At 36.9% G+C, this 22,731-nt stretch carries 26 protein-coding genes; 14 read left to right on the forward strand and 12 right to left on the reverse strand.

Annotated elements, in window-relative coordinates; genetic code table 11:
• Positions 1 to 27: 27 nt before the first annotated feature.
• Positions 28 to 678 (reverse strand): glyoxalase, encoded by a 651-nt coding sequence (locus GN157_RS05085; protein ID WP_157482025.1) that lies wholly within the window; start codon positions 676 to 678, stop codon positions 28 to 30.
• 174 nt (positions 679 to 852) lie between these two features.
• Between GN157_RS05085 and GN157_RS05090 the strand changes: the two genes are divergently transcribed.
• The 4 genes from GN157_RS05090 to GN157_RS05105 all read left to right on the forward strand — a co-directional run bounded on the left by GN157_RS05090 (position 853) and on the right by GN157_RS05105 (position 3,993).
• Positions 853 to 1,773, forward strand: coding sequence for an EamA family transporter (locus GN157_RS05090; RefSeq protein WP_157482026.1), 921 nt, complete (start codon positions 853 to 855; stop codon positions 1,771 to 1,773).
• 79 nt (positions 1,774 to 1,852) lie between these two features.
• Positions 1,853 to 2,578: a DUF4197 domain-containing protein gene (locus GN157_RS05095; protein WP_157482027.1), complete on the forward strand. Its 726-nt coding sequence runs from the start codon at positions 1,853 to 1,855 to the stop codon at positions 2,576 to 2,578.
• A gap of 15 nt (positions 2,579 to 2,593) precedes the next feature.
• Complete coding sequence (locus GN157_RS05100; RefSeq protein ID WP_157482028.1) at positions 2,594 to 3,310, forward strand: DUF4197 domain-containing protein; 717 nt, start codon at positions 2,594 to 2,596, stop codon at positions 3,308 to 3,310.
• A gap of 242 nt (positions 3,311 to 3,552) precedes the next feature.
• On the forward strand, positions 3,553 to 3,993 hold the full coding sequence (locus GN157_RS05105; protein ID WP_317163505.1) for a thioredoxin family protein: 441 nt from the start codon (positions 3,553 to 3,555) through the stop codon (positions 3,991 to 3,993).
• A gap of 4 nt (positions 3,994 to 3,997) precedes the next feature.
• On the opposite strand, the gene GN157_RS05110 is transcribed toward GN157_RS05105, so the two are convergent.
• The 3 genes from GN157_RS05110 to pyrF all read right to left on the reverse strand — a co-directional run bounded on the left by GN157_RS05110 (position 3,998) and on the right by pyrF (position 6,980).
• Positions 3,998 to 4,516, reverse strand: coding sequence for a hypothetical protein (locus GN157_RS05110; RefSeq protein WP_157482029.1), 519 nt, complete (start codon positions 4,514 to 4,516; stop codon positions 3,998 to 4,000).
• A gap of 814 nt (positions 4,517 to 5,330) precedes the next feature.
• Positions 5,331 to 6,086 (reverse strand): ABC transporter substrate-binding protein, encoded by a 756-nt coding sequence (locus GN157_RS05115; RefSeq protein ID WP_157482064.1) that lies wholly within the window; start codon positions 6,084 to 6,086, stop codon positions 5,331 to 5,333.
• Between the two features lie 84 nt (positions 6,087 to 6,170).
• Positions 6,171 to 6,980 (reverse strand): orotidine-5'-phosphate decarboxylase, encoded by an 810-nt coding sequence (gene pyrF / locus GN157_RS05120; RefSeq protein ID WP_157482030.1) that lies wholly within the window; start codon positions 6,978 to 6,980, stop codon positions 6,171 to 6,173.
• A gap of 176 nt (positions 6,981 to 7,156) precedes the next feature.
• Here pyrF and GN157_RS05125 point away from each other — a divergent pair, with 176 nt between their 5' ends.
• The 4 genes from GN157_RS05125 to GN157_RS05140 all read left to right on the forward strand — a co-directional run bounded on the left by GN157_RS05125 (position 7,157) and on the right by GN157_RS05140 (position 9,341).
• On the forward strand, positions 7,157 to 7,585 hold the full coding sequence (locus GN157_RS05125; RefSeq protein WP_157482031.1) for a response regulator: 429 nt from the start codon (positions 7,157 to 7,159) through the stop codon (positions 7,583 to 7,585).
• 85 nt (positions 7,586 to 7,670) lie between these two features.
• A complete protein-coding gene (locus GN157_RS05130) occupies positions 7,671 to 8,270 on the forward strand; it encodes a hypothetical protein (RefSeq protein WP_157482032.1) in 600 nt (199 codons plus the stop codon).
• A gap of 289 nt (positions 8,271 to 8,559) precedes the next feature.
• Entirely contained in the window at positions 8,560 to 8,799 is a 240-nt protein-coding gene (locus tag GN157_RS05135; RefSeq protein ID WP_157482033.1) for a hypothetical protein, read from the forward strand.
• Positions 8,800 to 8,858: 59 nt separating this feature from the next.
• On the forward strand, positions 8,859 to 9,341 hold the full coding sequence (locus GN157_RS05140; protein WP_157482034.1) for a hypothetical protein: 483 nt from the start codon (positions 8,859 to 8,861) through the stop codon (positions 9,339 to 9,341).
• 31 nt (positions 9,342 to 9,372) lie between these two features.
• Here the strand turns inward: GN157_RS05140 and prfA are convergent, their stop codons facing one another.
• Positions 9,373 to 10,446 carry a peptide chain release factor 1 gene (gene prfA, locus GN157_RS05145; RefSeq protein ID WP_157482035.1) on the reverse strand — a complete coding sequence of 358 codons (1,074 nt, stop codon included), beginning with the start codon at positions 10,444 to 10,446 and terminating at the stop codon, positions 9,373 to 9,375.
• Positions 10,447 to 10,606: 160 nt separating this feature from the next.
• Between prfA and GN157_RS05150 the strand changes: the two genes are divergently transcribed.
• The 3 genes from GN157_RS05150 (at position 10,607) to GN157_RS05160 (ending at position 12,158) form a co-directional block, all read left to right on the forward strand.
• Positions 10,607 to 10,966 (forward strand): hypothetical protein, encoded by a 360-nt coding sequence (locus GN157_RS05150; RefSeq protein ID WP_157482036.1) that lies wholly within the window; start codon positions 10,607 to 10,609, stop codon positions 10,964 to 10,966.
• Positions 10,967 to 11,031: 65 nt separating this feature from the next.
• Positions 11,032 to 11,433, forward strand: coding sequence for a hypothetical protein (locus tag GN157_RS05155; RefSeq protein ID WP_157482037.1), 402 nt, complete (start codon positions 11,032 to 11,034; stop codon positions 11,431 to 11,433).
• A 248-nt stretch (positions 11,434 to 11,681) separates the two neighbouring features.
• A complete protein-coding gene (locus tag GN157_RS05160) occupies positions 11,682 to 12,158 on the forward strand; it encodes a hypothetical protein (protein ID WP_157482038.1) in 477 nt (158 codons plus the stop codon).
• Between the two features lie 87 nt (positions 12,159 to 12,245).
• Here the strand turns inward: GN157_RS05160 and GN157_RS05165 are convergent, their stop codons facing one another.
• Positions 12,246 to 12,626: a Fur family transcriptional regulator gene (locus GN157_RS05165; protein ID WP_157482039.1), complete on the reverse strand. Its 381-nt coding sequence runs from the start codon at positions 12,624 to 12,626 to the stop codon at positions 12,246 to 12,248.
• Positions 12,627 to 12,739: 113 nt separating this feature from the next.
• On the opposite strand from GN157_RS05165, the gene GN157_RS05170 reads away from it, so the two are divergent.
• From GN157_RS05170 to GN157_RS05180, 3 genes are all read left to right on the forward strand, one after another.
• Positions 12,740 to 13,642, forward strand: a complete 903-nt coding sequence (locus tag GN157_RS05170; protein WP_157482040.1) for an NAD(P)/FAD-dependent oxidoreductase — start codon at positions 12,740 to 12,742, stop codon at positions 13,640 to 13,642.
• A 43-nt stretch (positions 13,643 to 13,685) separates the two neighbouring features.
• A complete protein-coding gene (locus GN157_RS05175; RefSeq protein ID WP_157482041.1) occupies positions 13,686 to 14,162 on the forward strand; it encodes a DUF6265 family protein in 477 nt (158 codons plus the stop codon).
• 325 nt (positions 14,163 to 14,487) lie between these two features.
• On the forward strand, positions 14,488 to 15,054 hold the full coding sequence (locus GN157_RS05180; RefSeq protein ID WP_157482042.1) for a pentapeptide repeat-containing protein: 567 nt from the start codon (positions 14,488 to 14,490) through the stop codon (positions 15,052 to 15,054).
• A 139-nt stretch (positions 15,055 to 15,193) separates the two neighbouring features.
• On the opposite strand, the gene GN157_RS05185 is transcribed toward GN157_RS05180, so the two are convergent.
• The 6 genes from GN157_RS05185 to GN157_RS05210 form a co-directional block, all read right to left on the reverse strand.
• A complete protein-coding gene (locus GN157_RS05185) occupies positions 15,194 to 17,437 on the reverse strand; it encodes a hypothetical protein (protein WP_157482043.1) in 2,244 nt (747 codons plus the stop codon).
• Entirely contained in the window at positions 17,397 to 18,422 is a 1,026-nt protein-coding gene (locus tag GN157_RS05190; protein WP_157482044.1) for a hypothetical protein, read from the reverse strand. Before GN157_RS05190 ends, GN157_RS05185 begins: the two co-directional genes overlap by 41 nt.
• A gap of 125 nt (positions 18,423 to 18,547) precedes the next feature.
• Positions 18,548 to 20,014, reverse strand: coding sequence for an aminoacyl-histidine dipeptidase (locus tag GN157_RS05195; RefSeq protein ID WP_157482045.1), 1,467 nt, complete (start codon positions 20,012 to 20,014; stop codon positions 18,548 to 18,550).
• Positions 20,015 to 20,121: 107 nt separating this feature from the next.
• Positions 20,122 to 21,051 (reverse strand): YeiH family protein, encoded by a 930-nt coding sequence (locus tag GN157_RS05200; protein ID WP_157482046.1) that lies wholly within the window; start codon positions 21,049 to 21,051, stop codon positions 20,122 to 20,124.
• 74 nt (positions 21,052 to 21,125) lie between these two features.
• The gene (locus GN157_RS05205; RefSeq protein ID WP_157482047.1) at positions 21,126 to 22,019 is read right to left on the reverse strand and encodes a LysR family transcriptional regulator; all 894 of its coding nucleotides are present in this window, start codon (positions 22,017 to 22,019) and stop codon (positions 21,126 to 21,128) included.
• 7 nt (positions 22,020 to 22,026) lie between these two features.
• Positions 22,027 to 22,722, reverse strand: a complete 696-nt coding sequence (locus tag GN157_RS05210) for a hypothetical protein (RefSeq protein ID WP_157482048.1) — start codon at positions 22,720 to 22,722, stop codon at positions 22,027 to 22,029.
• Between the last annotated feature and the right edge of the window lie 9 nt (positions 22,723 to 22,731).

A 22,731-nucleotide genomic window follows, 5' to 3' on the forward strand; every position in this document is an offset into this window, starting at 1 on the left:
AAAAACGTTATAGTAATTTTTAAAGAACTACCTTACAATATGATACAAATTACCCTCATTCATAAATAAAACCCTTGTAAGGAAAGAAGCCGCCTTAACCTTAGTAGGATACCAGTTTCTTCCCTTTGCTCCTATTATAAACAACCCGTGGTCGTCGCCCGATACCGTAAATTTACTGCTACGGGGCTGCCTGTGGAATATAGGTACACCAAACCACTTTTTCAGTTTATTGGCAAGATGAGGGACATCGTTAGTAACAAATCCTATTTCACTAATGGAGATGTAGGATTGTGAAGTAAAGTCCTTATCAGATGTTTCCTTGTTGGGGTAACGGGTTATAAACTCCAGTATATTACCGTTGTTGTCGTAAAAGTAAAACGACTGCGCCTGCCAGTTCCTAAAGTCGGCAATATCATTTTCAGGATCTACCGGAATAAGGTCGATTTTAGACTTCATAATGGAGTATGCCTGGTCAAATCGGTTATTAGGGATATCAATAGCAAAATGATAAACAGGGTTTAAATCATCCACATGCCTGAATATAAGTTTGGTGTACCCTATGGAAAAGGTTAAAGAAAACTTATCAGACAAATCTGCCTTTAATCCTAACACTTCTTTATAAAAACTCTCGGTCGCTGCTAAATTGTTACTAAGCAGTTCAAGCTCGATAATCTGCATTCCCTTAAATTTTACAAAAACATCTATGCAAGTTACGGATAATAAAAAACTTACAGGAAATTAAATAGTTAAATAGTGACTAAAAAATATCATTAAAAGCTGTAATATATTTATAGTTTTTTAACTTTTACATAGGGTGTTGTTCACTACATTTGCGCCCTTATTTATATGGAGATGAAACTTCCTAAACACTACATGGCTGCCATTTCAGCCTTTATTATATGGGGATTTTTTAGCATTGTGCTTAAACCCCTTTATTTATACCCTTCTCTGGACATACTTTTTTATCGTGTTTTTGCCTGCATTATTATCATGCTACTTATTAACATTGCCTTTAGAAGAGATAAAATAAAAGAAACCAAAAACTATTTTTCCACCCTTACCAAAAAAGAAAAGCGAAACCAATGGCTGCTTATTTTCGGCAGTTCGCTGTTGCTTACTGCAAACTGGTTTTTCTTTATTTATGTAATGAACCACATAAGTGTAAAGGCAGCGTCCTTTGCCTATATGGTATGCCCTATACTTACCACGGTATTTGCCTGGTTTATATTAAAAGAAAAGCTCACCCGGCTACAGTGGCTGTCGGTTTTTCTAAGCATGCTTAGCTGTGTAATATTATCTTACAACAGCTTTACCAGTGCGCTTTACAGCGTGGTTGTTGCCTCCAGTTATGCGGTATACCTCGTTCTCCAAAAAAAGATTACAATGCCCGACAGGTTTATACTACTTACCCTGCAAATAGGGTTTACGGCACTTATACTGCTGCCGTTTTATAAGCCATACAGTGGCCCTGTACCTACAGAGCCTCTATTTTACTGTTTTATATTGATGATTGCTGTAGGCTTTACCATAGTACCTATGTTCCTTAACCTGTTTGCACTAAAAGGAATCAATTCATCAACAGTAAGGATATTGATATACCTTAACCCCATTATCGCATTTACGCTTGCCATAGTGTATTATGATGAGAGTGTTACACTAATACAGGCAGCAGCCTATTTTGTTATTGTAATATCGGTAATACTGTTTAATGTAGGCAGCTACTTAAAACTAAAGGAGCAGGACATGCCGATAAACCGTCCGTCGGTAAACTAACAATATTTTACTGTCAATAAAACGGTGCTATATTTTGCGTGGAACGGTTTTTGTTTATTTTTGGAAAAACATTACTTACATGAAAAAATTAGTATTCGCCCTTTTGTTATTACCACTGGCATCTCATGCACAGTTGGGAGGCCTTCTGGATAAGGCAAAATCTAAAGTATCTGAAGTTACCGGAAGCAGTACAGGTATAAGTAATACCGATATTGCATCTGCCCTTAAAGAAGCCCTTAATCAGGGAGTTAAAGAGCAGGTAACAAAACTTACTGCCGAAGATGGTTTTTATAAAAACGAAATGGTAAAAATACTTTTACCGGAAGAACTGCAAAAGGTAGACAAAACCCTGCGCAGTGTAGGTATGGGTGACCTTGCAGATAAAGGCCTTGTTGTGCTTAACCGTGCTGCCGAAGATGCCGTGAAGGAAGCTACCCCTATTTTTGTAAATGCTATTACAAGTATGAGTTTTACCGATGCTAAAAATATACTTATGGGCGACGACAGATCGGCTACTACCTATCTGGAGAATACTACCTCAACCCAACTGTATCAAAAATTCAGTCCGGTTGTAAAAACATCGTTAGACAAAGTAGGTGCCGATGAAGTATGGGCTACCATCATTGAAAAATACAACTCACTACCATTAACTAAAGATGTTAACCCTAACCTTACCGATTATGTTACCTCTAAAGCAATGGACGGTGTATTTACAATGATTGCCGTGGAAGAGAAAGACATTAGAACCGATTTATCTTCTCGTACGTCTGACCTACTTAAAGAAGTTTTTGCTTTACAGGACTAAAACCAAACCCTATACATGAAAAAAATACTGATCCCTGTTTTTGCCGTTATGCTGTCGGTTTCCTTTTCAGGTTGTGCCGAACTACAGCAAATGGCAGAACAGTTTCCGCAAAACGGAATTATAAGCAATGCCGATATCGCTGCCGGACTTAAAGAGGCGCTGGATAAAGGCATTGATAAACAGGTAAGCAAACTTACTGCTACCGATGGTTTTTATAAAAACGAAATGGTAAAGATACTTTTACCCGACGAACTTAAAAAAGTGGATGAAGGCCTGCGCAAAGTAGGACTAGGCTCACTGGCAGACGAAGGTTTGAAAATGATGAACCGCGCTGCCGAAGATGCCGTTAAAGAAGCCACCCCTATTTTTGTTTCGGCGGTAAAGGATATGACTTTTAATGATGCCAAAAACATATTAATGGGCGACGACAGGTCGGCTACTACCTATCTGGAAAAAACCACCACTACTCAGTTGTACTCTAAGTTCAACCCTGTTATTAAGTCGTCTTTTGGTAAAGTGGGAGCCGATAAAGTTTGGGAAAACATTATAAACAAGTACAACAAACTTCCGTTTGTAGACAAGGTAAACCCAGATCTAACCGACTATGTAACATCACAGGCCTTAAACGGGGTATTTACAATGATATCTGTAGAGGAAAAAGAGATTAGAAACAACATTAGCGAGAGAACATCTCCGCTATTAAAAAAGGTATTTGCTTTGCAGGACAACTAAAAGCTAATACTTTAATTTACAATGACATACATATAACATTACCTTAACATTGGAAACTATTTTTTTTGAGTAATTTGCACGCTGAAACTAATATAGTTTTCTCACATTTAGTTAGGGTTAGTTAAAGAAAAGTGCCGGTAGTAAATGCTATTGGCATTTTTGTTTTTATACCCCTTAAAATATTTTTAACCCACTGTTTTTTAAATCGTTTTGTTTTCTACATTTGCGCAAATTGTGGAAACGTGAAAAAGTGCGTATTACTTGTATGCCTTATGCTGAATGCTGTGGGCTTTTGCCAGGAGTGGAATGTGGATTTGGAAACTGCAAAGAGCAAAGCCATTGCCCAAAATAAAAATATACTATTGGTCTTTTCGGGGTCAGACTGGTGTTCCCGCTGTATTGAACTGGAGCGCAAAGTATGGCAAAGCGAAGAATTTAAAGCCGAAGCCGATAAAAACTGGATATTACTAAGAGCCGATTTCCTGCAAAAAAAAGGGGAATCAGAGCCTGTTGATATTAACGACCCAAAAATAATACTTACCGAACGTTATAACCGTAACGGCTTTTTCCCATATATCGTACTACTGGATAAATACGGCCGTGTTATAGAACGCGATGGCTACGAACAGTTTAATACCGCTAAGGAATATATTGAATATTTTAAAAAACTGGGGAAGAAGTAAACTATTAACTTACAGGTTCGGTTACCTGACAATTGGTAAATCTACCGGTTTCTACAAATCGAATAATTCTTTTATTAAACAGGAAAAGAACTCCAAAAGTTAAAAGTATCAGGATATTTGTTATAAATTCCGGTTCAATTTGTTTAAAAATTGTTCCGGGCATCAAAAGCACTATTTTAACGTAAGTCCATCCTGTATAGCCAAGCCAATACATAGTCATTGAGAAAATAAACACAATTAAAGAATTACCCCAATACCATCTATATTTTTTACAAAGGATTAGTGAAATTATAAAAACTAAGATGATAGCAGCACATCCAGAATAAAAGTTATAAAGATTAATCATTCCAATTCTGAAAACATAATCATCTCCCACAGGCTCTTCCCTATTGGTTAAAAGCACTTTAACAGCCTCTATATCACTAAAAAATGAAAGTAATTTTATTCCGAAAACAAAAAAATAGGTAGCCAGTACATGAACTAAAATAAGGCGCCAGTTTAATTTGGAGATAAAGTTTTTCATTGGTAAGGTTTAAAAGGCTAATATACAACCTTTTCTTTATTACATAGGCCTTACAACACTCTACTTGTCATTCTGACGAAAGGAAGAATCTAAATTATAGCAGATTGCTGCGTCGTCCCTCCTCGCAATGACCGGAAGAACACGTAACCCGTCTTTCAAATCCTATATCAATATCAGCGTGAAGATTCGGCATCAGGCTCCGTAGCGTATAGAAAATTACAAACGAGGCGCAAAAAAGCATCCGCTGTTTGAGGCGCAAGCCCGAGTTCGGATGGTTTAGCCGAGTGCAGTAATTTTTAGCTTAAGGAGTCATAGCCGTGCCTTTTTCGTTCTTTTGTGGAAAGACAAAAGGACAGGAGATCTTTCACTCCATTACATTGTGTTCAAGATGACAATACTGCTTGTCATTCTGACGACAGGAAGAATCTCTAAGCTTTAAAGATCTTTCACTCCATTGCATTACGTTCAAGATGACAATACTACTTGTCATTCTGACGACAGGAAGAATCTCTAAGCTTTAAAGATCTTTCACTCCATTGCATTGCGTTCAAGATGACAACCCTACTTGTCATTCTGACGACAGGAAGAATCTCTAAACTTTAAATATCTTTCACTCCATTGCATTGCGTTCAAGATGACAATACTACTTGTCATTCTGACGACAGGAAGAATCTCTAAACTTTAAAGATCTTTCACTCCATTGCATTACGTTCAAGATGACAATACTACTTGTCATTCTGACGATAGGAAGAATCTAAATTGTAACAGATCGCCGCGTCATCCCTCCTCGTAATGACAAATACTTACCAGTATCCTAAACCGGTTCTTCTATACGTAGTTGTAGCTGTTTAAAGTAATCAAACGCCTTTACGATCCTGCTGCCGTACCATGAAAACATTTCGCCATCAACAAAAATGGTTTGTGCGTGGTGTGTATGCCTGCCCAGTTCAAAAGCATCTTCATCCTTAAACGGGTAAGGTTCTGACGAAAGGAATATCACCTCAGGGTCTCCCTGTATCCTCATTTTCTGAACGATAACTTCGGGGTAACGCCCTTCCCTGTCTTCATATATATTGGTAAAATGATTCAGTTTAAGCATCTCGTTGATAAAGTTATTACCCCCGGCAACCATATACGGATTTTTCCAGATAAAATAAGCCGACCTTTTAAACGGCCTGCCTTCCATAAACTTCTTAAAATCTAAATACCCGTGGCTTATTTTATCAACCCAGTGCTGGGCCTTGGTACGAACCGAGAATATTTTCCCCAGTTCCTCTATCATTTTGATATTATCTTCAATCGTAATAATATCACTAACCCATACAGGAGCTATTTCGCTAAGCCTTTCAACAATCTCGGGCGTATTCTCCTCCTTATTAGCGATGATAATATCGGGCTCCAGTGCCTTTATTTTTTCATAATGCACTCTTTTGGTTCCCCCAATAATCCTTTTGGTTTGCTTTAGGTGATACGGGTGAACACAAAATTTGGTTATCCCTACAATCTTATCCTCAAGACCAAGGTCGTAAAGAAGTTCGGTTTGTGAAGGTACTATAGATACGATACGCATTGGCGCTTTAGTAAGCGTAATGGTATTCCCCAGCTGATCTGTATATGTTTTTGTTTGTTCCAAAATTTCAGTTTATAGCATTAACTATAAAATTGCAGCCATTTCCTGCTGAATCTTTAAAGCCTCTTCTCTTGCTTTCTCGGCAAAATCCTCACCGTTTGAAGCATAAATAACACCACGTGACGAGTTGATTAAAAGCCCTACATTATCACTCATACCATACTTGCATACATCCTGCAGGTTACCACCCTGTGCACCTACACCTGGCACAAGTAAAAAGCTGTTTGGTACAATTTTTCTGATTTCGGTAAAATACTCGGCTTTAGTAGCTCCTACCACATACATTAGGTTTTCACTGTTCTCCCAATCCTTAGAGGTTTTAAGTACGGTTTTATACAGCTCCTCGCCTTCTACAGTTTTGGTTTGAAAATCAAAAGCTCCGGCATTAGAGGTAAGCGCCAGCATAATGGTAAACTTGTTTTTAAAAGCCAAAAACGGCTCTACACTGTCTTTCCCCATATAAGGTGCTACGGTAACCGAATCAAAGTTCAAGTCTTCAAAAAACGCCTTGGCATACATGGCCGACGTATTTCCTATATCTCCCCTTTTAGCATCGGCTATGGTAAAAATTTCAGGATGCTTTTGGTTAATGTAGTTTATCGTTTTTTCAAGCGACAACCAGCCTTTAAGTCCGTATGCTTCATAAAAGGCAGTGTTAGGTTTATAAGCCACAGCCAAATCGTGAGTAGCATCAATAATGGCTTTGTTGAATTCAAAGATAGGATCTTCTGTAGCCAGTAAGTGTTGCGGGATTTTATTAAGGTCCACGTCAAGGCCTATGCATAAAAAAGATTTCTTATCAAGAATGTTTTGGTGTAGCTGCTGTGTCGTCATGTTTATGTTTGAGTTTTACCTGTAAAAGCTATTGTGGTGCAAAAGTACGAATTGCTTTTTATTTCAGGAAATAAACCATTCAACGACAGATTAAAGTATTTTGTCGAAAATATATAAAACTGTAGGACTAATAGTATAGTTTTATATCTATAATTTAAATCCCCAAAAATTATTAAATGAATAAAGATGGCGACATAATAATAATTGAAGACGATTCTGACGACAGAGAGCTTCTCATCCACATCTTTAAAGAGTTGGGTGAAGAACACGGCTATCAAAACAGATTGGTGCTTATTGAAGAGGCCGAAGATCTTGCTGATTTCCTAAAGTCAGACGAGGCTAATCCGTTTATTATTATTTCAGATATTAATATGCCTAAAGTGAATGGGTTTGATTTGCGAAACCTAATTTTTAGCGATGCCGAATTAAGGAAAATGGCAATCCCGTTTATTTTCCTAACCACTGCAGCCAACAATGAGGAGTTTCGCCAAAAAGCATACGAATTATCCATACAGGGATATTTTGTAAAACCTATAAACTATACGGCTTATAAAAAACTGATAAACGATATTATTACTTACTGGAAAAACGCACAAATACTATAACTACTACTAATCCTGATCTACTACTTGGAAGCTCCTGCCTTTAATGGCGGGAGTTTTTTTATTTTAGCATTTCAATTTCTCCAAAATGAAAAAACACCTTGCTTTATTTTTGCTTCTTATATTATTTTCAGCCTGTTCAATAAACAAAAACCAGCCTATAAATGATTATATGATACAGTATGTATTAAACGATACTGTAAATGATTCCTTTTACAATAATAAGATTAGGGATACTTTTGTTTGGATTGGACAAAATAAATTGTCAAAAAAAGATGCATTAAAAGCACTAAATAATACATCACACTACAATAAGAATAATGGTAAGTGGGATTTAAAATTTAACCAAACAGCGCTTTATAATGAAAAGGCATGGAAGAAACTTGTTAATAAAAATGTAGGCAAATCATCACCTGATTACTGGAAGAGTAACGACTTTTCTTTTAAAAATAGGGTATTCTCTAAGCAGGAAATAGATTCTGTGAGAAAGCTGGCAGATTATTCATTACGTGAAAAAGTATACTTTTTTACCGATGTAATGTACTATGACAAAGATATTGCTGTTTTTAGATTAGAAGAAGTTACAAACCAGTTTAATGGCGGATTATTTAAAGACCATATACTATTTATGAAAAAAGAGAACGGTAAATGGATTGTTATTGATGAAGGAATAATAAATCGTTATTAATAATTAAGTAAAACTCCCGTCAAAATACAGGAGTTCTATATTTTAGTATTTCATAAAAAAACACTTTATCCTACTCATCTCAGTACTCTACTCCGCTTTAGTTTTTGCACAGGAGAAAAAAATCAGTGATGCTATATATATTGTTTTTGAAAAAAGTGAAAACCAGATAAAAAAGGTCCCTAATTATACAACCCCTCCCAGAGGACTTGACCCTATTACTAATTATTTGTTTTACTTTGACGATAAACATCTGTCATACTTCAAGTTTTTCCATGCAAAATATCGTGACATGGATGCTATGGAGGCGAATGTAAAATCAGAAGTGATAACGGTTAAAAAGTCATTTTTAAGAAAACATAAGAAAGATGTATTTGATATGGATACCTTTTTAAGGATGGGAATTGAAAAATCTTATTTGCTTTTTTATAATTATCGCAAAATATATATAATTGACAAAAGTGAAATAAAAAGAGGGCGAGTAACCATGTACCAGGTAGGACTATACTCCACCTATTTCCCTGAGATATAAGAAAGCTCCTGCCTTTAACGGCGGGAGTTTTTTTATTTTAGCATTTCAATTTCTCCAAAATGAAAAAGAACATTATCTTAATTCTTATAATACTTTACTCCGCTTTAGTTTTTGCACAGGAAAAGAAAGTAAATGCTCTCCTATACATTTATTATGAACCCCAGAGTGAATATGCTGCCGGATACAAAATTGCTACCGACTCACTTACTGCTAACTTCAATATTTATTATAAAGAATATATAACTAAAGAAAACAGAGAAAGAGCACTAAAGGAATACAAACAAAAAGTAAAAAAACAAGAGCAAGAAAACAGCGCTATTGATTATATTAAAGTAACTCCCAAAATAAAAAAACCTGTATTCTATAAATGGATTGCCTGTGATTCTCCAATAAATGTGACTAAAGGAGAACTGCCTGAATACATAACGCTTGAAGATTACATTACAGGTAAACTACGCTTTAAAGATACTGTTACTATTATATTTAAAATAAACGATAACGAGTACCTTATGTGGAAAGGTTTCCATTTTAGAGAGAAATAAAAAATCCCGCCTGATGGCGGGATTTATATTTTTAGAAAACTTCACTTTCTTTAAGTTTCTCTGTATTGTTTACAAGCTGTATTTCATCAATAAGCTTTTGTATGCTTCCGTTCATTACACCGTCAAGGTCATAAAGCGTAAGTCCTATTCTGTGGTCTGTAACACGCCCCTGTGGGTAGTTGTACGTACGGATTTTTGCCGAACGGTCACCACTACTTACCTGTGAGCTACGTTTTGCAGCATCGGCTTCCTGTTTCTTAGCAAGTTCCATTTCATATAAACGGGAACGAAGTACCTGTAAAGCCTTATCTTTATTTTTATGCTGTGATTTCTCATCCTGACACTGCGCTACAAGTCCCGTTGGGATGTGTGTCATACGCACTGCTGATTTTGTAGTGTTTACCGACTGTCCTCCAGGTCCTGACGAACAGAATAAATCGATACGAACATCGTTCATATCAATTTGTACATCAAACTCCTCTGCTTCCGGTAGTACCATTACAGTAGCTGCCGATGTGTGGATACGTCCCTGAGTTTCGGTTTGCGGTACACGTTGCACACGGTGTACACCCGCTTCAAATTTAAGCGTACCATATACATCTTCTCCGGTAACTTCAAAGATAACCTCTTTAAATCCACCCGATGTACCTTCGTTAATATCTACAACACTGGTTCTCCAGCCTTTGCTTTCACAATATTTGGTATACATCCTAAAAAGGTCTCCGGCAAAAATACTCGCCTCATCACCACCGGTACCGGCACGAATCTCTACCATTACGTTTTTAGCGTCTTCAGGATCTTTAGGTATAAGCATGAATTTTATTTCCTCTTCAAGCTGTGGCAAACGTGCCTTATTCTCATCAAGTTCCATTTTAGCCATCTCCACCATCTCAGCATCACTTCCGTCGGCTATAATTTCCTGAGCTTCTTTAATACCTCCTGTTACTTTAATGTACTCTTCACGCTTTTCTACAAGTCCTTTAAGGTCTTTATATTCTTTATTAAGCTGTACATAGCGCTTTTGGTCGGAAATTACATCCGGCTGTATAATAAGGTCTGAAACCTCATCAAAACGCTGTTTTATTATCTGTAACCTGTCTAACATGTTTTTATCTCCTTATTTCGAGGTGCAAAATTACGAATTTTTCCTGTATTATTTTCTATTAATACTAATTTGGCTTTGTATGTTAAAGTTTAAATCTATTTAGGTAGTTTTTAATAAAAATTTATATTTGCACATCTAATTAACATAAACCTCACCTGCCATGAAAAAAGTAAGCAGCAACCTGCTTAATTTTTTAGCAATCTTTTTTATTTTACTTACATCATGTTCTCATGATGCAGATATAAGTACCCCTCCTTATGTAGGCAACTGGAGATTAATTAAATGGTCTGGCGACGAATACAGCCCCCATTATGTAAGATGTAATGAAGTAAAACTTTCCTTTAAACCTGACAATACAGGTACTATTTCTGTTCGCAATTATGAATATGATGACGACTATACTGTAAGTCTTATACTCAAAACCACAGAAACAAAAGATCTTTATAACGTATTTTCGGAATTGAGTTCAGAGTATTATTACAAGTATATTAATGACGATAAGATGATCCTGAACTCATGAGCATCGTTTGAGGTATATCAACATCAATAACAACAAACAAATATTAATAACTATATTTAAATTTTATGAAAAAACTAAAGCACACTTTACTAAAAACATTTGCAGTATTTGCAGTATTCACTATGATGTCTTGTTCAGGGGATGATGATAATAATAATAGCGTAGATCCGTTTATTGGCACATGGAAAACCCTGGGCTATTATGAGGATGGCGAATTTTATGAAGACGACGACTGCGAATACGGAACAGTAACCATAAATGCAGATAATACAGGAAACATATTTTTTCACGATTGTGATTTTGGTGATGAAACAGGAGACATAACCTGGGAAAAACTGGAAGAAAATAAATATAAGATTACAACTGAAGGTGACAGCTCAATCTTAAACACTGTTTTTGAAGGCAATAAAATGACTACTACTGTTGAAGGCGAAGAAGGCTATGCAGACGTATTCCAGAGACAGTAATCCTCCTTCTTAAATTAATTAGCAAAGCCCGATAAAATGTGTTATCGGGCTTTATTATTTTTAATCGGTTTTTATACCTTATTGGTTTATAGAATTTTACCCATATCGTTACAAAGCGCATGGTTTTTAAGTTTTACCTTACAAAACATATTGATTAACAACCAATTAACCTCAAAAAAAACCACTCTTTTATATATTTCGTATTATATTTGCACACCCCCTTACGAATACACATCTATTAATTTATTATGAATCACGCAAAAAAAGGATTTTTAAAGCTTGCTTCGCTTATCCTGCTAACGAGTCTGATTGCATGCAGCGAAGAAAACGATGTTACAGCATCTAAGAACGACTCAACCACAACCCCACCCACTATCTTTGCAACCTGGAAAGCAACCGGTTTTATTTATGATGGTGTGTACTCACCAATAACAGATGAATGCCAACAGGAGATAATGACCATAAATTCTGACGGCACAGCACTATCGACAAAAAATTGTCCTGATGGTATCTTTCATACAGAGTACACATGGACTCTGGTTGAAGGCGATGTTTATGCCTTTGACTCTGAATCTACTTACTGGCCGGTAAACTATAAATTGACTTTCCCTATAGGAAACGACAAAATGTATTTTACCTATGCCAAACCTCAGCCACATGAGTTTTCTAAAATATATGAAAAGGTGGAGGTAACACAAGAACAAAGCAGGGATTTAGCCCTGTAGTTTTAACTCAAATTTTTTACTAACAAACGAGGGGGTCAAATTTTGACCAATAAATAAAAAACGGAGGCTGCATGCCTCCGTTTTTTATTATGAACAGTTATTACAGTAACCGGTTACCCAACTGCTAATAGTTTGTTTTACATAGCCCTGCGGCAGGGTTAAGGTAACTTCTTCATCCAGGCATTCTACCTTTTCACATTTGGTACACCTAAAATGAAAATGATCGTGGTTATGGTCATGCTTTTCCTCTCCACAATTAAGGCACAGGGCAAAATAATATTTACCGTTATCGGCAAGTATACGGTGTGTAATACCATCTTCACAAAAACTGTTAAGCACCCTGTAAATGGTAACCCTGTCCATTTCCCCTTTTACCTTATCTTCAATCATGTCCTGGCTTAGTGCCGTACCCGCATCTTTAAGCAGGGTTAAAATAGTACTCTTTGCCGGTGTGTTTCTTCTTCTCATCTCCTTAACGCAATTTTGTTGCAATTATTTAATGCAATACCGTTGCAATAATACAAAATTTATATACATTTGCCAAACTACTAAGTTTAATCATCAATCAAAAAATCATACTCATGCAAACAGATTACGAAGTTATAATCATTGGCGGAAGCTACTCTGGGCTTTCTGCAGCTATGGCACTGGGGCGTTCCCGCAGAAAAGTTTTGATCATAGACAGTGGTAAACCCTGTAACAGGCATACCCCACACTCACATAACTTTATAACTAACGATGGTAAAGCTCCTGCCGATATTGCACAACGCGCAAAACAGGAAGTTCTTGCCTACCCTACCGTAAACTTTATGAATGATAAGGTTACCAATGTTATAAAAACAGAAAACAGTTTTAGTATTACCACACTAAACAATGTGGTGTGCAGTGCAAAACGCCTACTTTTCGCTACCGGAATTACCGATATTATGCCGCCTATAGATAATTTTGAAGACTGTTGGGGTATAACTGCCGTTCATTGCCCTTACTGTCATGGCTATGAAGCAAGAGATAAAAGAACGGGAATACTGGGCAATGGTGAAGCCGCCTATCATTATGCAGGACTGCTACTACAGTTAACTAATGATATTACTATATACACTAACGGTAAAGCCGACTTTACCGAGGAACAACTGGAAAAATTTGCCAAACATAACATACCCGTTATTGAGGATAGCATCATTAAACTAAAACAAAGTAAAGGTGAGGCAGAGGCGCTTATCTCCCGAGATGGGAAGGCATATCCGTTGGAAGCGGTATACCATCGTGCAGCTTTTGTACAGCATACTTTACTTCCGCAGGATTTGGGTTGCGAGCTGGATGATCACGGTTACATTAAAACCGACTCAATGCAAAAAACAAATATACCGGGCATTTATGCCTGTGGCGACTGCACTAACCCTATGCGATCGGTAGCTACGGCTGTGGCTACAGGAAACAAAGCAGGGGCTGTAATAAACAGCGATTTGGCTTTTGAGGTTTTCTAATCCAAAAAAAGAGTAAATTGCAGGTAAACTAAATCAATCGATTATGAAACAACCGTTTATACTTATTGCAGCTGTAGGTTGCCTGCTTTTTACTGCCTGTAAAACTAAAACCTATAGCGAGCTTGAAAAAGCCGAATGGTTTTTAGGACAATGGGTAAACAAAAGCCATGATGCCGAATTTTCTGAAACCTGGATGAAGGAAAACGACTCGGTTTACGCGGGTGAATCTTATTTTATAAGGAACAGCAGTGATACCTTGTTTGCCGAAACTATGAAACTTGCCGAAACCAACGGTAAACTAAACATGATTATTACCGTACCTAACCAAAATGATGAAAAACCGGTTGGTTTTGAAATGACATCGGCTAATGATACCTTACTTGTTTTTGAAAACCCGGCTCACGATTTCCCTACTAAAATCACTTATAGAAAAGTTAATAAGGATTCCCTTTTGGCAGAAATATCAGGCTTGAAAAATGGAGAAACTGTTTCACAAAAATTCCCGTTTAAAAGAAGATAATTGATTTCGTCTGTCATTTTAAGTATAATGAAATAAAGTAAGATCGTTAGGCTAAGAACCGAACTGGCGAAGCAAACCTCTACTATTAAAAAGTTTAGATTTCTCCACAAGGTCGAAATGGAAAAAATTTATAGCATTAAAATGTTCTGTCATTTTGAGCGCAGTATAGCGGAGTGAAGAATCTCTAGTATTTAGGTTAAGTATAATTAGAGATTTTTCGACTCCATTTCATTACGCTCAAAATGACAAACATTACTTTTAATCGCTTAAATGAAGGAATAAAATAACACTATCTTTTCTTATTTTAGCCGTAAAACCTCAACTAATGGACTATACCGAAGGAACCGACTTTAAAGGTGTGGATTACACTGTTTCCAACATACCGAAAGGCGAATATGATAACTGCACCTTTACAGGCTGTAACTTCTCTGCCTGCGACCTAAGCATTGTTGTATTTACCGATTGTGAGTTTACCGACTGTAACTTTAGTAATACTAAAGTGCGCGGTACGGGTTTTAAGGAAGTGTTTTTTAAAGATTGCAAAATGACCGGACTCAACTTTAGCGTTGCCGATTCGTTTTTAATAGCTATGCATTTTACTGATTGCCAGTTAAGCCTTACCTCCTTCTATCAGTTAAAGCTTAAAAAAGCCCGTTTTACCAACTGTAACCTACAGGAATCCGACCTCACAGAAACCGATTTTACCGAGGCAGCATTTACCAACTGCGACTTTAAGCATGCCATATTTGAAAGTACCATATTGGAGAAAGCCGATTTGCGTTCGGCTGTAAACTATTCAATAGACCCGCAACAAAACCGAATTAAAAAAGCTAAATTCTCACTCCCTGCCGTAACCGGATTATTGGACAGGTTTAATATTGTTATAGAATAAAAAATAGCTCTCTCAAATGTCATTCTGAATGTAACGTAGTGGAATGAAGAATCTCAAATAAAAAATAATTAGAGATTTCTCCTAACGTCGAAATGACAAACCATTATTAATAATTACACTTGAGAGAGCTATATTTGTTTTATCTTCTTGCTTTAAAATAATCAGAAAAACGGGTACAGTTTGAAGTTAGGTCATCATACATTTCCTTACTTGTTGCAAACTCCAACAACTCTTTATCATCTTTATTCTTATTACAGGTAGCTATCATTCTTAAACAAAGCGCCTTAAACTTATCTGCCTTAGCATACTCAAAGGCTTTGTGATAATACTTTTTAGCCAAAATACAGTCGTAATATTCCTCATCATCTTCCAGCCCTCTTACCTCGGCATAGCTTTGATAATAACGCCTCATCATCCATGAGTTACCGTAATTGGTCATATTATAATAACAGTTGGCCACAAGGAAATAATAATAGTCCCTGTCCTTTTCATTTTTATCCTCTGCTTTCGCTAAATAATTAATAAGCTGTTTTGTTACCGTATACTTGTTCACTTTAATAGTATCGCGCATCGGGATAAATTCCGGAGTATATTTAAGCGTATAGAAAGGATTTTGATCAAACTGATTCCCATTATTAAAAAATGATTTCCTTTCCCAAAAACCATAGTTGTCTTCCCAATGCTTATTCCCCGCCTTTTCATATGCAGAGGCAGCTTCTTCAAGCTTATTTAACCTTATATATTTTGTTCCCAATAAGTCATATAGAACACTTAGTTTAGTCGTTATCCAGGAATACTTCCACTCAGAAAACGAATCGTTAACCTTATTGTTCTTTATGTTTTCTATAAGTTCCTCTATTTGTTGCGGCGTATAATTAAAATTAAGGTAACTAAACCAGTCGCTATAGTAGTCGTAATCATTGCCTGTATTTTTTCCGTCTTTCCAAAAAACATAACTCCATCTGTTTTCTTCTCCATAATACTCACTATCAAGATTACAATACATTAAAGCCGCATCGGTAGTGTTGCCTTTATATTCCAACTCCCTGCCAATAGCAAAAATAAACCTTTGATCTTTCTTAAACTTCAGTAGCAGCAGTTTTACCTTTTCAGGAATTACGGCCTTACCTTTTTCCTGAGAAGCCGTTAGTGCCAAAGCATATATCTTTTCAATCTGGTTTTTGGCTTCAGTAGTATCAAATTTCTTTTTACTCAGCTTTTTTACAGTCTGTAAACATTCTCTATACTGTTGGGTAAGCAGCTCTAAATTAGCCTTTACCTGTAACCAGTACACATCGTCGGTCTTCATAGAATTTACAAACAAAAGCAGCTCGCGGGCATACTGTCTGTCTTCCTCTACCCTTTTCATTATAACTCCTTCTGTACTTTCAGGATAATTTTCTGTTGTTACTGCCGGAGTAAAAAGTGTATAGTAAGGTGTATGTATCCAGTCTTCCAGTTTGTTTACTTCCCTTAGCATTATAAAGCCAAGCCCCTCGTTATTGGGGTCCAGTTTATATGCTTTCTCCATATAACCTAAAGTCCTGTCAAGTTTTCTAAGAGCAGCTAAAACATAAATGTTCGCTTTTTCCTTATCGTTTTGGGCAAAGCGTAAAACCTCATCCAGAGGCTGATCCTTTTCAAACGAGCTATAAACTGCAAAGCGTTTGTCGGGTGCATTGGCAAATACCTGTGCAGCATAATAGGCTGCTTCGGCTTTGTCTTCAATAGTTAATGTATAAAAATGCATTGCCCAGTAATATATCACATCTGTGTTTGCCGATTGTGAGAACACTTCCTTATATAAACTGCGAATGGTATCATAATTACCGTTGTAATAAGCCAGGCGTATGGCTAAAAAAGCATAACGTCGCTTAAATTCCTTTGTACGCGATGCCTCACTATACTCAATACCCTTGTTTATAAGTGCTCCCCTTTGCTTTACTAAATTTTCTGCATCCCTTTCCCACGGATCATCATAAACCCCGTTAGCAGGCTCACACTGTTTGGCAAATCTTAAATAATTGAGGGCAATGGTATCATTGGCATTAATAAGATACTGAACCATACCGTTAAGTGAAGCCTTATCTAAATCATTTGCCGGAAGAGAATAAACACACTCTGTTACAACCGGCATAGGTACTTTACCATTACAGTAGTTATACCAAAAAATATCGTTAGGCCCGTCACCTGTATTGGTATTTACCTCAACATCGTTAAAATACTGTGAGGTATAAAAAAATGGTGAATAATAATTGTAATCCTGATTTTCAGGCTTAAAAAAGCACATACGTACATCTTCGCCATAAGGGTAATACCCGCAGGGATACCCTATAATACAGCTACTTAGTAAAACCAGTATAAAAAGCTGAAATCTCTTCATTTGTATAAGGGCTTAGTTGTGTTTCGTCAAGATGGAAAAAGCTTACCGTAATGTTTTTATCAAAAGGCACTTTCTTAGTTATAACAGCAATCGCTTTATTAATATAGTCAGCGCTCATTTCTTCAATTTTTACTTTATCGCCTTTCCTTAAGTAAAAATCGTTTACTTCTATATCTTCGGTAACTTCATACCACAGGTCTTTTTGTGGTTTAAGGGACTTTTTAAGTTCTTTAATATCGGTATACAATACCTGTACAAACTGATTGTTTTGATACACATGTGCCCATGAATATAAAGGTAAAGCCACATCAAGGTGTAGCGGGTAATTAAAATCTCCCAGGTAAGACGACAGTTCATCAATATCTAATATTGAGTTCTTGTCGTGGTTTTTCATTGGGTTAATAAGATTGTAGCACATCAGCATGGCACTGTCTACAGGGGGAACTCCCATCTTATCTTTATACTTATAGGGGTAGAGCCTTAGCGTACAGCTTATTTTTTTACCCGAAAGCTCTTTTATCTTTTTAAGGAAATAGAAGTAATTGTCTTTAGTAGACGGTGTCCAGTCGCAATCCATTTGGTACTCTGTAACCGAATCACGCTCCATCCTATTACTAATATACTTATCTATCAGATAGTTTACATTATTAGCCAGAGTATCAAGTGAGGCTTTATCTATTTTAGAAAAAACATCGTTATGCAAATAAACAGTAGGAACAAAAGTAAAGTAATCCTTTACATCGTAAAAACGCAATGATGTTTTTGAAATGGGAATATTACCCATAACATTATTCTTTTCCACTTCAAAAAACTTGACATAAACTTTAGTGACCTGAGCCGAGTCAAGTACCTTTCTTTCCATATCACTAATATACGATCTGTTACTTTTCCAATAGTAAAAGGCACGCTCTACCGTTTCCGGTTTGTTTTGCTTACAGGAAAACAAGATGCAGGCAAACAATGCCGCAAATAGTATCTTTTTCATTAAATAAGGTGGTTTATTGAATAACGCTAAAAACGATTTAAAGGTATATATTTTACGATAGTTTTTAATAAAAAAAATCCCCGCTGTTGCGGGGATTTTAATTCACTGTATATAAACAGCTTATATTAGTTTTTCATCGGGATATTTTCTAATATCTCCAGTACGAATTTCCAGTACTTTTGAGCCGATTTAATACTTGCTCTCTCATCAGGAGAGTGAGCTCCCTTAATGGTAGGACCAAATGAAATCATATCCATATCAGGATAATTAGTACCTAATATACCACACTCTAAACCTGCGTGACAAGCCACAACATTTGGTTTCTCGTTGTTCTGTTTTTCGTATATCTCTTTTAATACTTCAAGTATAGGAGAGTTTACATTTGGTGTCCATCCCGGGTAAGAACCAGAGAAGTTTACTTCGCAACCAAACAGTTCAAACGCCGAACGTAGTGCATTAGCCAAGTCAAACTTAGAGCTCTCTACAGACGAACGTGTTAAACACCCTATGTGTATTTTGCCATCCTTGACAATTACCCTTGCAATGTTGTTTGAAGTCTCAACAAGGTCGGCCATATCGGCACTCATGCGGTATACTCCGTTATGAGCGGCATAAATTGCACGGATTAAACCTTCCTGTACGCCAAGCTCCATAACTTTAGCTGGAGTATCGCCCGATTTTTCAATCTTTATTTCAAGGTTAGGCTCGGTAGTTTTGTATTCTGTTTTGATGTCATTGATAACCTCCTGCATATCGAATACAAAAGCCTCATCAAAAATCTCAGAGATAATTACCTTAGCAAAACTCTCACGCGGAATTGCATTACGAAGGCTACCTCCGTTTATTTCTGCCACCTGAAGCCCGAAGTTCTCAAAGCTGTCAAATAACAGGCGGTTCATAATTTTATTGGCGTTACCCAGTCCTTTATCGATGTCCATACCGCTATGACCACCGTTAAGTCCTTTTACAGTAATGGTGTATCCTACAGAGTTTTCGGGAGCTTCCTCTTCGTTATAATCTCTTTCGGCAGTAACATCAATACCTCCGGCACATCCTATATCAATTTCATCATCCTCTTCGGTATCAAGGTTAAGCAGTATCTCACCATCCAGTAGTCCGCCTTTAAGTCCCATTGCACCTGTCATACCTGTTTCCTCATCAATAGTAAACAGCGCTTCGATAGCAGGGTGCTTAATATCGGTACTTTCTAAAATTGCCATGATGGTAGCAACACCTAAACCGTTGTCGGCACCAAGGGTTGTTCCTTTAGCCCTAACCCAGTCACCATCAACATACATCTCGATACCCTGAGTATCAAAATCAAAATCAGTATCGGCATTTTTTTGGTGAACCATATCAAGGTGCGACTGCATCACTATGGTTTTGCGGTTTTCCATTCCCGGAGTAGCCGGTTTTTTAATAATAACGTTACCTACTTCGTCTTCAATGGTTTCCAGCCCAAGTTTAGCACCAAAATCTTTCATAAAGGCAATTACCCTTTCTTCTTTTTTAGAAGGCCTTGGTACGGCATTCAGGTCGGCAAATTTGTTCCAGAGCGCTTTAGGCTCAAGGTTTCTTACTTCCTGGCTCATTAATCGTGATATTTATCTTCTTAATAATTCGTTTTTCTGCACCAATTTATCATCGGTGCCACAAAGGTAAACAAATTACAACGATGTAGAGGCAGGCTATACACCTATTAACCAAAAGATATTACCGCCAGTAATGCTGCTACACTTATAGCTACCCATAACAGCACGCCCTGTACAAAAGGTTTTACCCCCACAGCCAGTAATACCTCTCTGCTTAACGAACTCCCTATTAAAAACAGGGTAAGTGTTAATCCTGCCTTTGCAGATGTTACTATATAAGGCGCTGCCAACTGTACTACAGGGAAATAAGTATTAGCAAGCATAGCCAGTACAAACAAGCCTATAAAATACGGAATTTTAACCTTGGCATCTTTAGTTTTAAATGCCATAGCCGAAAGAAAAGCTACTGGTATTATCCAAAGGGCTCGAGCCAGTTTTACCGTAGTGGCTACCTCCAGTGCTTTTGTTCCATAACTGCCTGCCGCACCAACTACCGAACTGGTATCGTGTATGGCTATGGCACTCCACAGTCCAAACTGCTGCTGACTCAAACCAAGCAAATGCCCTATTGCCGGAAATAAAAACAATGCAGCCGAATTCAGGATGAATACTACCCCGAGTGCTACCGATATCTGTTTTTCCTCTGCCTTTATAACCGGAGATACCGCAGCAATGGCACTACCCCCACAAATAGCTGTACCCGATGCTATAAGGTAGGATGTTTTTCTGTCGGTTTTAAAAACCTTACCCAATGCATAGCCTAAAAGCAAAGTACCGGCTATGGAGCAAACAGCAAACAAAATCCCTTCACTACCCGCTTTAAGCGCACTACCGGCATTCATACCAAACCCCAGCCCCACTACCGATGCCTGTAGTAAATAATGGGTAGCCTTTGCACTCTGCTTTTTAAACGGATTCCCCGCTGTCCATGCCAGTACTATACCTAACAATAATGCTACCGGAGAACTACCCCACGGACTAAGGCAAAACAGTATGGCAATTACAAACAGTGGCTTATTTATATTTTGAAACATCATAACCTTTAATTATTTAACACAACAAAGTTCTGCTTAAATAAAAGGCTAAAGAAATTGTTTTTAGTAATGAGTTATTACCTAAAGTTATAATGGAGTGCAAAATCCATAAAAACCGACTGTAGTTGTTTTTCGGTGCCGTGCTTCTGGATAAAGAACAAATCCCTGTTTATAGTGAGTCCTTTTATGTCCATTATAGAAAAGCGTCCCTGCTTAAGTTCATTATAAACCGAATAGACCGATAGGAAAGCCGCAGTATCACTATTAGCAATGTACTGTTTCATGGCCTCGGTGCTTTCCATACGCATTTCAATAGTAAGGTCAGCGAGTTTCATTTTATGTTTTGCCAGTGCATTTGCAATAACATCCAGTGTCCCCGATCCGGGTTCGCGCATTAATAAATGTAACTGAGTGAGTTCGGTTAATGAAATACTTTGTTTTTTAAGTAACTCATGTTTCTCCCTTACCACAAGCACCAGTTCATCTTTAAGGAAAGGAATATACTTAAACGATGTATTTTTAAACGAACCTTCGGTAACGCCAAGGTCAATCTCATCATGCTCCAGGGAAGCCTCTATGTGCTCGGTATTATGAATATGGAGTTCGGGCTGTATATTAGGATATCGCTTTTTAAAAGCAGCCAAAACAGGCGGTAATATGTACTGTGCAATAGTAGTACTGGCACCTACTCTTAGTATACCTTCCTGCTTATTGCCAAAACCTTTCATATCCAGCTCCAGGTCATGATGCAGGGCAAAAAGTTTTTCAGTATGTTGCAGGAGCAGTTCACCTGCCGGGGTAAGTTTAATTTTAGTACCGTTACGTTCAAAAAGCATTACATTAAAATGCTTTTCTATTTCGTTTATATGTTTGGTAACGGCGGGTTGGGTTATATACAGTTCGGCAGCAGCTTTGGTAAAGCTTAGCCTTTTTGCCGTTGTATTAAAAACCTTTAGCCTAAAATCAAACATATACAAATTAATCTAAAAAATCTTCATTGGTAAGATAAACATTAAACTCTGTCCATTCTTTTGTATTAGTTGCCGGAATTTTAATTATTGAGGTTTGTTTACTACCGTTAGGCAATATTCTGGTAAGAGTAACTTCATTTATAGTATTTTTATCTATACATAATATACCTATATATTCTTTATCTTTTACCTTTTGTAAAGAGTATTGGGTATATTTATGTGAAACTGTAAAAGGCAAATATTTTATATCATCGGCTAAACTAATGCTTAAATCTAATGGGTATAACTTTAGATAACTAAAATTAATTTGATTATCAGTATCAGTAATCTCCTCACGATTCTCTGTTAATGCCCATAAATTATCCCTTACATCGGGAAATGGAGAAACCATATAGGTGTTACCTTTCCCACTAGCCTTAAAATTAATATTGTAGTTCCCGTTTACATCGGTCCAAACTGTATCAATGCCTTTTACAAAATTACAAATATACCCAGGAAAACCTTTTATCCCTTTTATATTATATTCTGCAACTGTTATCATCTGGTCGACAACCGGTTCATCATTAATATTATCATAACTTCTTCCTGAAACAAATATTTCTTTCCCTTCAGGTATTTTTTTCCGTTCATAAGTTGCTAAAAATATGCCTGTAACAACAATTAATAATATGAAAAATAAAAAGACATAAAATGTTTTTTTCATTCTTTGGTA

Source organism: Flavobacterium rakeshii (genome assembly GCF_009741375.1).
Classification (GTDB): Bacteria; Bacteroidota; Bacteroidia; order Flavobacteriales; family Flavobacteriaceae; genus Flavobacterium; species Flavobacterium rakeshii.

Bases quoted from the DNA above. Each gene is read 5' to 3' on its own strand.
- GN157_RS05085 (WP_157482025.1), bottom strand. From the start codon at position 678: ATGCAGATTATCGAGCTTGAACTGCTTAGTAACAATTTAGCAGCGACC.
- GN157_RS05090 (WP_157482026.1), top strand. From the start codon at position 853: ATGAAACTTCCTAAACACTACATGGCTGCCATTTCAGCCTTTATTATA.
- GN157_RS05095 (WP_157482027.1), top strand. From the start codon at position 1,853: ATGAAAAAATTAGTATTCGCCCTTTTGTTATTACCACTGGCATCTCAT.
- GN157_RS05100 (WP_157482028.1), top strand. From the start codon at position 2,594: ATGAAAAAAATACTGATCCCTGTTTTTGCCGTTATGCTGTCGGTTTCC.
- GN157_RS05110 (WP_157482029.1), bottom strand. From the start codon at position 4,516: ATGAAAAACTTTATCTCCAAATTAAACTGGCGCCTTATTTTAGTTCAT.
- GN157_RS05115 (WP_157482064.1), bottom strand. From the start codon at position 6,086: ATGCGTATCGTATCTATAGTACCTTCACAAACCGAACTTCTTTACGAC.
- pyrF (WP_157482030.1), bottom strand. From the start codon at position 6,980: ATGACGACACAGCAGCTACACCAAAACATTCTTGATAAGAAATCTTTT.
- GN157_RS05125 (WP_157482031.1), top strand. From the start codon at position 7,157: ATGAATAAAGATGGCGACATAATAATAATTGAAGACGATTCTGACGAC.
- GN157_RS05130 (WP_157482032.1), top strand. From the start codon at position 7,671: ATGAAAAAACACCTTGCTTTATTTTTGCTTCTTATATTATTTTCAGCC.
- GN157_RS05135 (WP_157482033.1), top strand. From the start codon at position 8,560: ATGGATGCTATGGAGGCGAATGTAAAATCAGAAGTGATAACGGTTAAA.
- GN157_RS05140 (WP_157482034.1), top strand. From the start codon at position 8,859: ATGAAAAAGAACATTATCTTAATTCTTATAATACTTTACTCCGCTTTA.
- prfA (WP_157482035.1), bottom strand. From the start codon at position 10,446: ATGTTAGACAGGTTACAGATAATAAAACAGCGTTTTGATGAGGTTTCA.
- GN157_RS05150 (WP_157482036.1), top strand. From the start codon at position 10,607: ATGAAAAAAGTAAGCAGCAACCTGCTTAATTTTTTAGCAATCTTTTTT.
- GN157_RS05155 (WP_157482037.1), top strand. From the start codon at position 11,032: ATGAAAAAACTAAAGCACACTTTACTAAAAACATTTGCAGTATTTGCA.
- GN157_RS05160 (WP_157482038.1), top strand. From the start codon at position 11,682: ATGAATCACGCAAAAAAAGGATTTTTAAAGCTTGCTTCGCTTATCCTG.
- GN157_RS05165 (WP_157482039.1), bottom strand. From the start codon at position 12,626: ATGAGAAGAAGAAACACACCGGCAAAGAGTACTATTTTAACCCTGCTT.
- GN157_RS05170 (WP_157482040.1), top strand. From the start codon at position 12,740: ATGCAAACAGATTACGAAGTTATAATCATTGGCGGAAGCTACTCTGGG.
- GN157_RS05175 (WP_157482041.1), top strand. From the start codon at position 13,686: ATGAAACAACCGTTTATACTTATTGCAGCTGTAGGTTGCCTGCTTTTT.
- GN157_RS05180 (WP_157482042.1), top strand. From the start codon at position 14,488: ATGGACTATACCGAAGGAACCGACTTTAAAGGTGTGGATTACACTGTT.
- GN157_RS05185 (WP_157482043.1), bottom strand. From the start codon at position 17,437: ATGAAGAGATTTCAGCTTTTTATACTGGTTTTACTAAGTAGCTGTATT.
- GN157_RS05190 (WP_157482044.1), bottom strand. From the start codon at position 18,422: ATGAAAAAGATACTATTTGCGGCATTGTTTGCCTGCATCTTGTTTTCC.
- GN157_RS05195 (WP_157482045.1), bottom strand. From the start codon at position 20,014: ATGAGCCAGGAAGTAAGAAACCTTGAGCCTAAAGCGCTCTGGAACAAA.
- GN157_RS05200 (WP_157482046.1), bottom strand. From the start codon at position 21,051: ATGATGTTTCAAAATATAAATAAGCCACTGTTTGTAATTGCCATACTG.
- GN157_RS05205 (WP_157482047.1), bottom strand. From the start codon at position 22,019: ATGTTTGATTTTAGGCTAAAGGTTTTTAATACAACGGCAAAAAGGCTA.
- GN157_RS05210 (WP_157482048.1), bottom strand. From the start codon at position 22,722: ATGAAAAAAACATTTTATGTCTTTTTATTTTTCATATTATTAATTGTT.